A 261-nucleotide genomic window follows, 5' to 3' on the forward strand; every position below is an offset into this window, starting at 1 on the left:
TAGTAATAGAAAGAATATTAAATAGATATGGAAGTACCATTCTTGCTATTGTAGGTAAAGTATGGCTATTCCTAGCCTGATATATCGACTCGAATTTGTCCTTTGCTTTACCCAATTGAATGAAATCAATATTATCAAGCGTCGTCGACCCATCATCTTTCATTACCTTTACTGATTCAAAATACTCACAAACTGCGATACCAATTTCTTTGGAAAGGCTTTTGCTGAATTTATTTGATTCAATATAATTTTCTTTTGCAT

1 protein-coding gene is annotated in these 261 nt (G+C 31.8%); it reads right to left on the reverse strand.

Annotated elements, in window-relative coordinates:
• The coding region (locus SB679_RS24930) for a hypothetical protein (protein ID WP_410704984.1) at positions 1–261 on the reverse strand (261 nt) is incomplete at both ends.

The organism is Chryseobacterium sp. SIMBA_029 (assembly GCF_046535275.1).
Classification (GTDB): domain Bacteria; phylum Bacteroidota; class Bacteroidia; order Flavobacteriales; family Weeksellaceae; genus Chryseobacterium.